At 38.1% G+C, this 14,066-nt stretch carries 11 protein-coding genes; 4 read left to right on the forward strand and 7 right to left on the reverse strand.

Annotated features, from left to right (window positions below; all coding sequences use genetic code 11):
• Positions 1 to 28: 28 nt before the first annotated feature.
• Together ED557_02885 and ED557_02890 are read right to left on the reverse strand one after the other, a co-directional pair.
• Positions 29 to 352, reverse strand: a complete 324-nt coding sequence (locus ED557_02885) for a response regulator (protein ID RNC86151.1) — start codon at positions 350 to 352, stop codon at positions 29 to 31.
• A 170-nt stretch (positions 353 to 522) separates the two neighbouring features.
• A complete protein-coding gene (locus ED557_02890) occupies positions 523 to 1,380 on the reverse strand; it encodes a hypothetical protein (GenBank protein RNC85736.1) in 858 nt (285 codons plus the stop codon).
• Positions 1,381 to 1,513: 133 nt separating this feature from the next.
• Between ED557_02890 and ED557_02895 the strand changes: the two genes are divergently transcribed.
• Positions 1,514 to 2,683 carry an FAD-binding oxidoreductase gene (locus tag ED557_02895; protein RNC85737.1) on the forward strand — a complete coding sequence of 390 codons (1,170 nt, stop codon included), beginning with the start codon at positions 1,514 to 1,516 and terminating at the stop codon, positions 2,681 to 2,683.
• Here ED557_02895 and ED557_02900 read toward each other — a convergent pair.
• Positions 2,677 to 3,066, reverse strand: coding sequence for a MerC domain-containing protein (locus ED557_02900; protein ID RNC85738.1), 390 nt, complete (start codon positions 3,064 to 3,066; stop codon positions 2,677 to 2,679). The genes ED557_02895 and ED557_02900 overlap by 7 nt on opposite strands.
• 58 nt (positions 3,067 to 3,124) lie before the next feature.
• A complete protein-coding gene (locus tag ED557_02905) occupies positions 3,125 to 3,850 on the reverse strand; it encodes a M48 family peptidase (GenBank protein RNC85739.1) in 726 nt (241 codons plus the stop codon).
• Positions 3,851 to 3,957: 107 nt separating this feature from the next.
• Between ED557_02905 and ED557_02910 the strand changes: the two genes are divergently transcribed.
• The 3 genes from ED557_02910 to bglX all read left to right on the forward strand — a co-directional run bounded on the left by ED557_02910 (position 3,958) and on the right by bglX (position 7,609).
• Positions 3,958 to 4,818 carry an alpha/beta hydrolase gene (locus ED557_02910; GenBank protein ID RNC85740.1) on the forward strand — a complete coding sequence of 287 codons (861 nt, stop codon included), beginning with the start codon at positions 3,958 to 3,960 and terminating at the stop codon, positions 4,816 to 4,818.
• 86 nt (positions 4,819 to 4,904) lie between these two features.
• On the forward strand, positions 4,905 to 5,285 hold the full coding sequence (locus ED557_02915) for a hypothetical protein (GenBank protein ID RNC85741.1): 381 nt from the start codon (positions 4,905 to 4,907) through the stop codon (positions 5,283 to 5,285).
• A 74-nt stretch (positions 5,286 to 5,359) separates the two neighbouring features.
• Entirely contained in the window at positions 5,360 to 7,609 is a 2,250-nt protein-coding gene (gene bglX / locus ED557_02920; GenBank protein RNC85742.1) for a beta-glucosidase BglX, read from the forward strand.
• Between the two features lie 47 nt (positions 7,610 to 7,656).
• On the opposite strand, the gene ED557_02925 is transcribed toward bglX, so the two are convergent.
• From ED557_02925 to ED557_02935, 3 genes are all read right to left on the reverse strand, one after another.
• Entirely contained in the window at positions 7,657 to 8,352 is a 696-nt protein-coding gene (locus tag ED557_02925; GenBank protein ID RNC85743.1) for a Bax inhibitor-1/YccA family protein, read from the reverse strand.
• Positions 8,353 to 8,428: 76 nt separating this feature from the next.
• The gene (locus ED557_02930; GenBank protein RNC85744.1) at positions 8,429 to 11,008 is read right to left on the reverse strand and encodes a hypothetical protein; all 2,580 of its coding nucleotides are present in this window, start codon (positions 11,006 to 11,008) and stop codon (positions 8,429 to 8,431) included.
• Positions 11,009 to 11,206: 198 nt separating this feature from the next.
• Positions 11,207 to 13,993, reverse strand: a complete 2,787-nt coding sequence (locus ED557_02935) for a hypothetical protein (GenBank protein ID RNC85745.1) — start codon at positions 13,991 to 13,993, stop codon at positions 11,207 to 11,209.
• Positions 13,994 to 14,066: the final 73 nt, after the last annotated feature.

Below are 14,066 nucleotides of genomic sequence, written 5' to 3' on the forward strand. Positions count from 1 at the left end.
CCAAAGATGCACAAATGGAATTTTTTTTCTAAATCAGGGCAAGTGATTTTGTAAGATCTGCAAGCGTAAACGGTTTGGTAATTAAATCTGCAAATTCTGTAGCCTTAGCACGATCATAATTTACACGATCGGAATTACCAGTAAGATAAATGACCGAAGTAGTAATTTTTTCTTTGATCGCAATTACTGCTTCAATCCCATCCATATCACCTTTTAGTCGAATATCCATCAAAATGATGTCCGGTTTATTCTCTGTTGCCAAGTTAATTGCTTCTTCACCTGAAATAGCTTTTCCAACTACTTCATGGCCGAGCTCTTTTACCATATTTTCTATCACAAGCGAGATGATCATATCATCTTCAACAATTAATATTCGCTTTTTTTTTCCTAATAATTCAGACAATTTCCTGCTTATTTTTTTACTAATTATCGGGCTTGTCCTTTTCAGGGCAAAGGAGAAATGAAAGGTAAAAATGTTACCATCTTCTCTTTTTACATTAAAAATGAACTATTCCCAACCGTTTAAAATTCAGATTCTGCATTAACGGGTTCAATCGCTAAAAACAGACCATCTATTACATCTATATTCGCATACCATCCCTCAAAAGTATCGTCATTAAACTGAATAAAAACTTTCCAGGTTTTTCTTAGCTCAAGCACTCCTTCATTGTTATATGGATAGAATTCGAATTCCGGAAGTGTTTGCACGTGCTCCTCTTGCACAGTAAAAACTGTGTCGCCCCCAGTAAAGGGTTCCATATCAATATCCCAACCAAGAAGCATATCTTGAGCCTCTTCATAGCCAATATTTATGAAATCAGGGTTTACAAATTCAGGAAACCAATTCCCCCAAATTCTATTCACCCCTATTGAATCGACAAATACAGTAATCCTGGAGTCGTTAACTTTTACCCCTTCAAATATCTGAGGCTTAAACGATATTTTATATTCAATGGGTACACTATTTATATCAGGTCCTTCACAAATTGTACAACCATAAAGCGGAATTACCTCATCTAGAATCAATGCCGTAGTATCAGTTACAAGGGTATATTCCGAATTCATGAGCAGTGACTTTTTAGCCAATGGGATAAGTGTATCAGCTCTTGTCAACTCGACACGTACTTGTGTGCGATCCAGGCATGGATTTACGTCATCAATAAATAAAACTCTACTAAAACCACTAAACCCAAATTCATTTAGCGTAGAACAAATGTGCCCCTCATTTTCTTGTTGATATCTTGTATTTAGTGTTACAAGATCTGCTATGAGGTAGGGTTCGATGCTGGTAGGGTAATCTGTAAAATCGGCAACCTCAATACTATCACATTGTGATAATATTACTATAAGTAGAAGTGAGAGAATAGAGAGATGTCTCAATATCAATATCCTATTTAAGTTTGATGAAGATAGAAATTTAATTTTAGAGACTCTGTTAATAAGAATTCATATATGTTAATTTATTCTCATATAAATGCGTATATCTAAGTCGATTTATATATGAAAATAGCTCATTCCCTTACTCCTCGTGTACCAACGAAATAAAAAAATCTCGATAATAGGCCGTGGTGTTTCAGGGTTAAGTTGCGCGCTCCTGTTACAGAGTTTGGGGTTCGATGTTACAGTGTACTATAAGATTCCTGATTCAAAAAAAGACCCAACAGAAGTAAGTGCTTTCCCCTCTGCTTCTGTAATTCCACATTCAATTGTACACCCGAAAGTGAAGAGTATTTTCCGGGATAGCCTTTTTTCATTTAAGTACTTGCATGGACTTAACTTCCCTGGACTAACTACACATCGCCATTTTGAGATTTTCGGTGATGAAACCGATATACCTGATTATGTTCACATAATGCCGGAGAATAAGGTGCTAAATCCAGGTGATATCATTCCGATAAAGTCTCAATATGAGTTGAAAACAGGCTGGGAGTATCGGTGCTTCTTTGCAGATTGGCCAATTTACTTTCCTGAATTATATCGTTTATTTCTAAAACAAGGAGGTACATTTGTTGAGAAGGAGATTACCAAGGAAACCATATCAGATCTTGATTCGGAGATTATTATAAACTGTTCTGAATTTGGGAGTCTTTGGCTCTTTGAAGATTCATTTGAACCTGTGATATATAGAGGTCATTTGCTCTTTATTAAAGACGCACCCCTTCTAAAAGATCAAAAAGGAAATACCATATCATATAATTTTTCTCCGGGTATCGAATATTACAGTACCAATAATGGAACCCTGCAAGATGTATATGTTTACCCAAGAAAAGACGGGTGGATTTTAGGGGGAAGCCGACAAAAAGGGTCTATTGACGAGAAGGGAAAATGGGTTGGTGAAGAGACTTCTTCTCCTTTAGCCGAACTAGATAACAAAACCTTTCCTCAACAAATCATCTCAATCAACCAGGAGTTAATAAGGAATAGTTTTGGAATAGACCTGAATAATTATTCCAATAGAGAGCTTCGTGTTGGCTATCGATTTATGGGTAATAGAAATGAAGAAATGAGACTGGAAGTAAAAACCAGTCAAGATCGATTAATTGTTCATAATTATGGTCACGGAGGAGCAGGTGTAACGATAAGCTGGGGTTGTGCACTCCATGTGGCATCGTTAACTTTAAAGGAACTTGGTGAGCCTATCCCAAATACTGATCAAATCCTTAATGGACTGATTACTTACTGAACCGAACTTCCTTTTTTGAGACGATAATTCAACCAATGTCCCCTTATTAGTAAAATGCTCCCTATGAGAGTCACTCCTGCTTCTCCTAGTTCTCCTAATGTTTCATTAAAGAGCCAGGCCAAAAAAATTATCAACACCCCTGAGATCAGATAAAATGTAATTGATAACGATTCATGTCTATTTCGCAATGAAAGTATAACTACTGGAGCTATTGCCAGGAAAAAAAAGAGATGTGTATATCCATGCAACTCCTCAAAAGCGGGCCACAAAGGAATCAAAGAAATGATAAAAGGAACGAGCAAACAATGAATAGCACATACTCCTGAAATGCCTATTCCTACTCTATCCCAAAAACCCGGTTTTGTTGATTTATTCTCTTCCATGAAAATTTTATGATACCGATAATTGACTTGAGTTCAATGGATTGAATTAAAATTTTGCCTAGTCTATGAGAGTATTTAATTCGACTTCAAATTCTTTCCACTCTGGCATGTAAATGTCCATAAGTTTATAAAATCTTTTGTTATGGAGTCGCTCTAATAAATGGGTCATTTCGTGTACAATAACCATTTCAAGGCATTCAACTCTCTTTTTTGCTAGCTCAAGGCTTAACCAGATTCTTTTATCTCTAATATTACAAGAGCCCCATCTGGTTCTCATCTTCCTTACTCGATACTCATTCACCTTTACGTTCATTTTTGATTCATAGTGTTGAACCAGTTGAGGTATCCTCTCTTTCAACTCACTTCTATACCAGGCCTCGAGTATTCTTTTCCTTTGCTCGATCGAGGAGGCCTCAGAAATTTCGATCACAAGCTCATTTCCTGATATATATACTCTCTTTCTCGATCCGGGAGTTCTATCAATTTGTTTTAGTTGAAATTGCTTCCCAAAAAAATAATGTACTTCCCCATTTTCGTAAGTTAAAAAAGGGTTAGCAGAAACATTATTAACCGAGTGTAACTGATGTCTTTTAATCCATGAGAATTTAGAATCAAGAAAACCTTCGATCGCTTTTTCAGAGATGTGAATAGGAGCAGAAACACGAACCAGTCCTGTTCTTCTATTTACCCGGACGTATAGATTTTTAATCCTTTTCCGAGTTATTTCGACCGAAATCCCTCTCCAGGTTTTTTGATACTTTTTTTCTGATCTAAAAAAATTCACGCGCTAAAGTACCATTAAATACACTCCGAAAAGTATTGTAATTGAATTTATTTAACGATTTAATGATGCTTTTTTGACTTCTTAATAGTAGAATCTCATAAAAACTTTTGAAGATTTTAAAACGAGTTCTAATTGGAGTAGCTATTCTGGCAGTAACTGGAATTGTCATATTCCTTAATACCATGGATTTTACAGTTTCCCAAGAACAAATTGATTCTGCTTTTTCCGGGTTAAACTATCAACCAGAATTTAAGGAGCTTGATAATCGTGGTAGAAATTTACACTACATCACTATCGGGGATACAAGTAAACCATCTTTTCTTTTTGTACATGGATCTCCAGGAACATGGGATAATTTTCTGGGATTCTTATCGGATGAAAAACTATTGGAGAAATACCACCTTATAGCAGTAGACCGACCTGGATTTGGAAAAAGCGATTATGGCAAACCTGAGCGATCTCTTAAAAAACAATCCGAAGATATCCTTGCTGTGTTGATCGAGGAACAAACGACAGCCACACTTATTGGTCATTCCTATGGAGGACCAGTAATTATGCGCATGGCTATTGATGCCCCAGAGTTGGTTGATGGATTAATCAGTGTGGCAGGATCGGTTGATCCAGAACTCGAAAAAACCAAGTGGTATCAAATTCCGGTACACTATAAAGTTTTGTCATGGATACTTCCTGGATTTTTATACTCAACTAATGAAGAGATCTTAGCCTTAAAAAAAGAGCTTGAAGAAATGATTCCATGTTGGAAAAATATTACTCAGCCTGTCTCAGTAATTCAGGGGGGTAAAGACAATTTAGTCCCCGAGGGTAATGCATATTTCATTGAGAATATGCTCCCACACAATAATCCCAACATGGTCATTATCCCAGAAATGAATCACTTTGTCCCATGGACTAATCCTGATTTAATTAGGGATGAAATGGAATACATAACCAGGAAAATCGGAAACTAGAATTACGATTAGTATCATTTTCATTTCCTGATGTAACATTTTCCTTCTTGATTGTTCTTTGAATTGATACGTTAGCTTTTCAGTTCATGGACGATAAAAAATTTCTATTTAATAATGACGATGCCTATAAACTGCTTGTCAAAGCAAGGGTTCATTTGCTCCTTATACCCTACTTGATATTTATTGGGATGTGTATCCTATCCATTATCCTCGCACTTCATTTTCACGATTATAAATTCATTCTTTCTATCAATTTTGCTGGAATTATGCTCAGTCAAATTTACTGGTCAAGAATGATTGTAGTATGGAAGGTAAAAGTTTTTCAGCATCAATTATTTCGTGAGGTATACAGAGAAGCTATTCGAGAAGGGTTAATTTATCACGATTCTAACTGGTTCAGTAACCTCATCATAGCTACAAAAAAGGAACGAATACTCATTAAGTCGAGAAGCATACCTACTCTGTGAGATTTTTTATCTGAGATTCTATTAATTCAATTTGATTAACTTTACCTGTTGAACGATGATTTGAATCTTTTTGAATGGCAGTAAAAGCTAATCCTGAAAAAACTGAAGAACACATAGATATTGCTTCGGCTGTTAATGATCTCCTATCTAAGATGACCTTAGAAGAGAAAATTGGCCAAATGAACCAATATTCAAGTACCTGGGACATTACTGGTCCTATGCCAGAGGGAGTAGACGAACAGGAGCGCTACCAAAAAATTACCGAGGGTAAAGTAGGTTCAATGCTCAATGTTGTTGGTGTTGATGCTACACGAAAAGCTCAAAGACTGGCTATAGAACACTCCAGATTAGGTATCCCTTTGATTTTTGGGTATGATGTGATCCATGGGTACAAAACGATGTTCCCTATTCCACTGGCAGAATCTTGTAGTTGGGATCTAGAATTGATTGAAAAATCTGCCCGAATCGCTGCTACAGAATCTGCAGCCTCAGGAGTGCACTGGACTTTTGCTCCCATGATGGATATAGGCAGGGATGCCCGCTGGGGAAGAGTCATAGAAGGAGGCGGTGAGGATACACACCTAGGGACAAAAATTGCAGTTGCCCGAGTAAAAGGATTTCAGGGAAATGATCTTTCAAGAAAGGATACGATAGCTGCTACCGCCAAACATTTTGCTGGGTACGGATTTATAGTTGGTGGCAGAGATTATAATACCACTGAATTAAACACCAATACTCTTTATAACCACGTATTACCTCCTTTTAAAGCTTCAGTAGAGGCCGGAGTAGCTACCGTAATGAATTCTTTTAATGATATTGATGGGATTCCTGTGACAGGTAATACCCATCTACAGCGAAGAATTTTGAAGGAAGACTGGGGTTTTGAAGGTTTCATCATTACCGATTGGAATACCATTGGGGAAATGAAAAAACATCAGTACGCAAAAGATCTGCGGGAAGCCTCTAAAAGAGCGATCCTGGCTGGTGCTGATATGGACATGGAATCTCAGGGCTTTGAGTTTTTCCTTAAAGAAATTGTTGAATCGGGCGAAGTAGATGAGTCCTTTGTTGATGAAGCTGTGCGAAGAATACTCACTTTAAAGTTCAAACTAGGTTTGTTTGATGATCCATATAAGTATTGCGATGAGCACCTGGAAAAAACTAAAGTATTCTGTAAAGAGCACCGGGACGCGTCAAAAGAAGCTGCTTTAAAATCTATTGTTCTACTTAAGAATGAAAAGAATCAACTCCCTCTTTCGAAAGAAGCTAAATCGATTGCAGTAATAGGATCACTTGCTGATGATAAGGATACTCCAATAGGTACCTGGAGAGCTCAAGCGATTCCATTTAGCGCTGTATCCTTACTAGAAGGAATTCAAAATAAAGTTTCTGATGATGTAGAAGTCCGTTTTTCTAAGGGGTATACCCTTTCAACTGGGATTCCTGAATTCACTCAAACCCTCGATTTATCTAATGCTGATGACAGGTCTGGCTTTGATGATGCCATTGAACTTGCTGCTGCTTCTGATATGGTAATCTTGGCCCTTGGAGAAGAATGTTTTCAATCTGGTGAAGGTAGAAGCCAAACTGAAATCGGTTTAAAAGGTTCACAGCTTGATTTATTGAAAGAGATCAACAAAGTGAACAAGAATGTGATTGTAGTTCTGATTAACGGCCGACCGATTGCTGAACCCTGGTTATATGAGAACATGTCAACAATCCTTGAATGTTGGCAACTAGGTTCGGAATCAGGAAATGCAATAGCCGATGTATTATTTGGAGACTTCAACCCTTCAGGTAAACTCGCGATCTCGATTCCAAGAAATGTTGGGCAAGTACCTATTTATTATAACAGAAATAATACGGGGCGACCAATAAATGACGACATCGATCCTTTATATGTGTTTTGGTCACACTATATCGACTCCGAAAAAACACCTCAGTATTCTTTTGGGCATGGTTTGAGCTATACCACTTTTGAGTATTCGAATTTGGAACTTAGTTCTCAGACAATGAAGATGGATGAACGTATTTTTGTTTCTGTGGAAGTGAAGAATATTGGTAATATGAAAGGAACCGAAACAGTTCAGTTCTATATCAATGACCTTTATTCTTCCACTATTCGACCTATCAAAGAGCTTAAAGGTTTTACTAAAATTGAACTCGAACCCGGAAAATCAAACCGGGTAGTATTTGAAATCACCTGGGAAACACTAGCTTTTTATGGTCCGGATCGTACACTTGCTGCTGAGCCTGGTGAATTCGAAATCATGATAGGAGGTAACTCGGAAGAGTTATTGACTCAAAAAATCGAATTGATATAAAAAAAGCAGCACACTTGTGCTGCTTTAAACTTCTGTAATATCAGATCTTATCTTCTATCCCCAAATATTCTGAGGAGTAAGATGAACAGGTTAATAAAGTCGAGATAAAGAGTAAGTGCGCCCATAATGGCCCCTTTCCTTCCAGCTTCACTTTCTATGTCCACTTCAAGACTCATTCGTTTAAGTTTCTGAGTGTCGTAGGCAGTTAGACCTACAAATACTAACACTCCGATGTAAGTAATGATCCAATAGAGCCCTGTACTTTGTAAGAAGAAATTGACCACACTTGCAATGATAACTCCGATTAGCCCCATAACTAGGATATTACCCCAAGAAGAAAGATCTGATTTTGTAAAGAATCCATAGATGCTCATCACACCAAATGTACCTGCCGTAATAAAGAATGTAGAAGCAACAGAAGCCTGAGTATAGGCCAAAAGTATGACAGATAGCGTGAGCCCATTCAAGGCGGAATACAACAAGAATAATCCAATAGCCATATTTGAAGATATCTTATTAATAATGGCTACCATCCCGAATACAATGCCTAATTCTACAATAATCAGTCCAATAAGTACGAAAGGAGTATTAATGATGAAGCTCATCAATGCATCTGATGAGACGGTTCTAAGTGCAATAAATCCAGTTAAAGCGAGTGCCAAACACATCCAGGCGTATACTTTATTCATAAAAGTAACCTGAATGCTCCTGACTTGTTCAGCTGTAAGTTGTTGTGTATACATGATAAATAGGTCTTTAAGTTGTCTTTTGCCGGAAGATAATGAACCGACGTATTAGTATCGCAATTCGTGTGCCAAATTACGAACCAAACCAATAACTAAATTTTAGAAGGAACACATTGGTAGGTTCATTGTCAAAAATATCACGTGTTCCTCCGAATAGGTCAAACATGTCATTATTAAGCACTCCCTCTCTCTCCTGCTGCCACACAAAAAAGAAAGTTGAACCCGGTCGATATTCCCACCTTAGTACCGCATTCCCCTGAAGTGCTTTGTAGTTGAAGTCTAAGTCTTCATTAAAAGAGTCAACAACATCAGGTGTTGTAATAGTGCTTATCGGTATAAAATCGTAGGTCTTACGTTCTTCGAAATATTTGAAATTCTGAAAATCCGCAGTATATAAAAGAGGTCTCAGATAAGTTTGAAGACTTAATTTTGAAGTAAAAGTCCAGTCTACTCTGATTTCTGTATAAAATATATCCAGAAATGAATCAGAGAATAGGTATTCATCAGCTATATCAGCATCATAATTCCCAAAATCATGATATTGATCTGTGTTTTTTTCTTTTATATATGTTGGTGAAAATTGTATTTGAATAAAACTTGTGGGTCTGTAGTTAAGAGAAGCATAAAGTGTTGTAGTGTATTCTCCTGAAGCATCTTTTCTATACCTATTCCCAATTGTTGCATAGAAATTTTCTGTTTGATCTGATCTAAGCTCCAAGCTTGTATTCCAGTCCTTTGGACGCCTCATTACGGGGCCACCCCTTGTAATTCTATCGTTATAGAATTTACCAGTAAAGCCTGCTGTTCCTATTATACTCCACAAGTTATTTAGCTGGAAATATGCCCCGGAAGAATAAAAGTTCATGATCATATCACCGTCAAAATTCCATGCATAACCTCCGAATCCCCAAAGCAAATAGAAGCGGAATAGCTCAGAATCAAGGTTCAAATATTCTGCATAAAAGTGTGGAGCTCGATAATCGGCTCTTTCTAGGAAACCAATATCATTCACTTCGTAGCCAGGACTCATTTCTGAATAAGTGAAGGAATATAAAAGGCCAGCTCCCCCATATTTACCTACGCTAAATTCCCCATAGTACCCATCCAAACTTGTTTTTGAAGGATCAACGGACAATTTCTTAGAGTCTGTTCTATTATAATATCTTGCAGAAGTAGTTTGAGTGAATAGCAAGGCATTTTGTGTCCCATTCACCTGACTCGCAGCTAATACTCCACTTGCTCCCCAACTTCGGTTAGCCCAAAAATACTGTCCATCCAGACCAACTTGATAAGCTGATTTATGTAAATAGTCTTGGAGGTATGACCCGCCTAAAGATCGGTTCACAGCACTTGCAAAACCACCTATTTGGAGATCACCTCCTTTTAAATCCTGCTCAATTCGTGCCACCATAAAATTAGTAGCAGGTTCAACCTGGAAATTTCCTCTGGTTGAATCTCCTGAAAAGAAAAAACTGGCATTCTCTTCCAATGTATATGCATCTAAAAAGCCAATGGAAAGTCCTTTATCCGTTTTACCACTTACCTTTACTGCACCAGCAATTGTTGTCTCTTGCGGTCGATCTTCAAAATCTGCTGTAATTCCGGCTAGAAAAACATCACCGGTAGGACTTTTACCAATTCTGCGACTATAGAAATTAGAATGGGTACTGAATGTATTTTGGGAAGCAGTATTTCCATACGAAAAGATATCCCCTCCTTCCAGGAAGAAAGGACGCTGTTCATCAAAAAAGATTTCAAAATTGGTTAGGTTAATTGTTGCCGGATCAGCTTCTACCTGACCAAAATCCGGGTTTATCGTACCTGTTAGTGTAAAATCAGAAGTAATTCCATACTTAAAATCTCCACCGATTTTGTACCCTAGGTCATTTTCTTCAAAAAAAGGATCGCTATTATCTAAATCCGGCTCCCGGGTTAATTCTGCTGATATGTAAGGAAGAGCTTCAAGACGTATTGGGCGGGATAAATCCATAACTCCTTCCAAAGTACCATACCAGGAAACTTCGCCATATTCTTCTCTCGGAACACGAGACCAATAATTATACTCTTCGTGTCGTGCTATTTGTCGTTCGAAGTTTATTCCCCAGTTTTGAACATTTTTTGATGAAGTAAAACGAAGTTGAGAAAGTGGAATTCGGAACTCCGCAATCCAACCATCAGAATTAATGCTGGTTTCTGCTTCCCAAACAGCATCCCATAATACATCTTCTTCAATATCATTGAATTGCATGATGTCTTTCTGAACTCCAACAGGATTAACTCCAAAAGTAAATGCAGTTAAGTTGTCATCATAGCTATCTATACTTACAAATATCCAATCGCTTAACTCATCGCCGTCTCTTCTGAATAATGTGGCAGCAATTGAATCCGGAGCAGAGTCATAATTATATGCTCCTACATATAGATATTGATTTGAATAAAGTACTTTGACTTCAGTTCTCTGACTCGGTTTACCACCATCACTCGGAAAATTCTGCACAAAATCAGTTGCGGTAGATGCAGCAGCCCAGATCAACTCATCTAATAAGCCATCAATCCTAATTTCAGAATCTGAAACAACTCTTTCGGCCTTAAGACTTGGTTTATCAGACGCAACGTTTTGAGCATAACTAAAAGATGAACCAAAAAGTAGCACCCATACTATTGCACAAAGCCAAACACATAACGTGCTTTTCATAAAAAACCTATCGCTGATTATCACTGATATTTTGAGAGCCCCAACGTACCAAGAGGGAATAATGCCCTATCGAACCTAAGAGAATATAAATCAGAGGATGTTACAAATAAAAAAAAGGGATGCTTTTGCATCCCTTTTTCTAATCAGCGTTTTGCTTTAGCTACCAAACCAATAGCTAAACTTGACCAGAAATACATTTACAGGCTCCGGATCAAAAATGTCAATGAAGTCTCTACTAAAATTGAACTCTCCATCACTAATGGAACCGTCGCGTTGTTGCTGCCATACCAGGAAGAAAGTCGAACCTGGCTTGTATTCCCATCGGAAAACTGCATTACCCTGAATTGAGCGGAAGGTAAAATCAGAACGATGAAACGTGAAGTCATCATCTCCATTTCTGTCGATATCTACCGAATAAGAACCATCACCATTATCGGTCAGATCTCCTTCATCGGTTCCATACCGGTCAAATCCAAAGCCTCCGGGATCATTGAATTCGCCAAAATTGGAGAATCGAGACGATGCAATAAACGGACGCACAAATGTTTGAAGACTCATTTTAGGATTGAAAGTCCAGTTTAACCGAATCTCCGTAGATATTCGTGTACTTCTGGCATCCGAAAAGATATATCTGTTACCAAAAGTTTGATCCTCATCAAACACACCTGCTTCTCTGGCAATAGTAGCTACGTATTGGTCTTCATCCAGCTCAAATCCTATCTCTGGTTCAACCGATACTTGTATAAAAGTAGTTGGACGATAAGTTACACCAAACCAATAGTAATCATCATACTCATTCTCTACATCTCTTCGGTGGAATTGACCGGTGTATACAAATACTTGTTTAGCCCTGTCGGTTCCCATATTGAAGTTGAAATTATAATCACTATTGTAATTCATGATTGGTCCACCTCTTGTCAAGCGATCAGATACTCTGCCAAAAGAGGTATTAATGTTGGCGTTTAGATACCATTGATTTTTGAATCTTGTGAAACCACCGATATTATAGTTTTGCCAGATTCTATCTCCATCATAATTCCAACCGTGGAGATGATAACTCCAAAGCTCCCAGTACTGTACTTTTTTAGGTGAAGTTTCCTGGTATTGGAAAGCAAAAGCCAAAGCTCTGTAGTCTGCCCGGTTTTGAAATCCCAGGTCATTGGTTTCATATCCTGGGCTTACCTCCGAATAAGTAACTGAGCCCGTGAAATGATCCCCTGATGACTTTCTTAAACTTAATTCTGTAGCGAACCCTTCAAGACTTGTTTTAGAGCTATCAATACTTAGCTCATCAGAATCCACGCGTTGATAGTAGCGTTGAGGTGCCAACTGAGCAACCCTAATAGTTTCAGTATTACCATTTATTTGGCTCCGAGAGATGGTTCCACTTACAACATATTCTCTGTCATTCCAGTTATGCTCAAAATCTGCCCCAGTAACATAGGCCGACTCTCTAAGGAGGTCTTCGAAATATGTACCTCCAATATTCCTGTTTACAGCACTTAAAAATCCTCCTGCTACTGTATTCCCTTCATTAATATCTTTTTTAACTCGAGCTACTAGGTAATTTGTAGCAGGTTCAACAGCATAAGAGCCAGTACTTTGGCCAAGGACGTTACCTTGATTAACCGTGAAATTCGCCGTCTCCTCCAGCGTATATGCATTAAGCAAGCCAATAGACCAACCGGATTTAGTTTTACCGCTTATCTTAGCTGCTGCTGCGATATTCGTTTGATCGGGTACATCTTCATATAAAGATTGTAGGCTATCTGAAATAAAGGCAGATTCATTATTAAACATGTTGAAATCATCAATATTACCCTGAGGAGACCTACCAATTCTTCTTGAATAGAAAGTATTTGGATTACCTGCTGTATTGTAGGTTCTGGTACGACCAAATCTGAAAATCTCGTTTCCTTCAAGAAAAAATGGCCTTCTTTCTGAGAAGAAAATTTCAAACTGAGAAAGGTTAATCGTAGAGGGGTCTGCCTCTACCTGACCAAAGTCTGGATTAATAGTAGCAGTTAATGTTAGATCAGAAGTTAAACCGTATTTAACGTCTCCACCTAATCCAAAATTAAACGCATTTTCATCATAATAAGGATCATCAGGATCTTGTTCTGGCTCTCTGGTTAACCTCGAGGATACATAGGGAGCTATCTCAAGTCTACGAGGTTCCTTCAAATCTGAAATACCGTTCAGTCTTCCAAAAAGGGATACCATTCCAGCCTCTGTTTGAGATGTAGGAGCCCAATAATTGAACTCGTTATGTCTGGCTATACGTCGTTGAAAGTTTACACCCCAACTCTGATTCACATCTTTTGAACTAAACCGCAATTGAGATAGTGGGATCTTCATTTCTACCGACCAACCATTTGCATGAGTAACTGCCTCGGCTTCCCAAACGGCATCCCACAGAACATCTTCTCCATTATCATCAAAATATAAAATGTCTTTTTGTACCCCTCTTGGATTTACAGCAAATGTAAATGCTGTTCTTTTATCATTGTAGCTATCAAAACTTACATAAACCCAGTCACTTGTTTCACTTCCATCCCTACGAAAAAGCGGGCTTGTCGTAGAATCAATTGCTGTTTCATAAGCCATTACACCAACATAGATATACTTGTCAGTATATAAGATTTGAGCCTCTGTTTGTTGAGAAGGAGTTCCACCGTCAACAGGGAAACGTTGGGTAAAACCTGTTGCAACTGGGGCATTTCTCCAGGCGTTTTCATCAAGTAGTCCATCCAGAATTATAAGACCACTTGTGATTCGAACAGCATCCATTGTTGGTGCGTCTTCTGATCCTACTCGGTAATCAGTTTTATCAGATGGGTTCGCCAAATTGGCTACATTTTGTCCTTTAGGAACAGAGTTTTGGGCTACTGTAGTACCTCCGAAACATAAACACAGTAATAGCAGGGTAGTGATTTTTTTCATGGTATAGAGCTGGCTATGCTAGCTTCAGTGGTTCGACTTTTCCGCCAAGTCGAATCACTAAATTAGCGAAGTT

It is taken from the genome of Balneola sp. (assembly GCA_003712055.1).
Lineage (GTDB): Bacteria > Bacteroidota > Rhodothermia > Balneolales > Balneolaceae > RHLJ01.

Excerpts from the sequence above, each read along its gene's own strand:
- ED557_02935 (RNC85745.1), bottom strand. The coding sequence starts at position 13,993 with ATGAAAAAAATCACTACCCTGCTATTACTGTGTTTATGTTTCGGAGGT.
- ED557_02885 (RNC86151.1), bottom strand. The coding sequence starts at position 352 with ATGATCATCTCGCTTGTGATAGAAAATATGGTAAAAGAGCTCGGCCAT.
- ED557_02925 (RNC85743.1), bottom strand. The coding sequence starts at position 8,352 with ATGTATACACAACAACTTACAGCTGAACAAGTCAGGAGCATTCAGGTT.
- bglX (RNC85742.1), top strand. The coding sequence starts at position 5,360 with ATGGCAGTAAAAGCTAATCCTGAAAAAACTGAAGAACACATAGATATT.
- ED557_02915 (RNC85741.1), top strand. The coding sequence starts at position 4,905 with ATGGACGATAAAAAATTTCTATTTAATAATGACGATGCCTATAAACTG.
- ED557_02900 (RNC85738.1), bottom strand. The coding sequence starts at position 3,066 with ATGGAAGAGAATAAATCAACAAAACCGGGTTTTTGGGATAGAGTAGGA.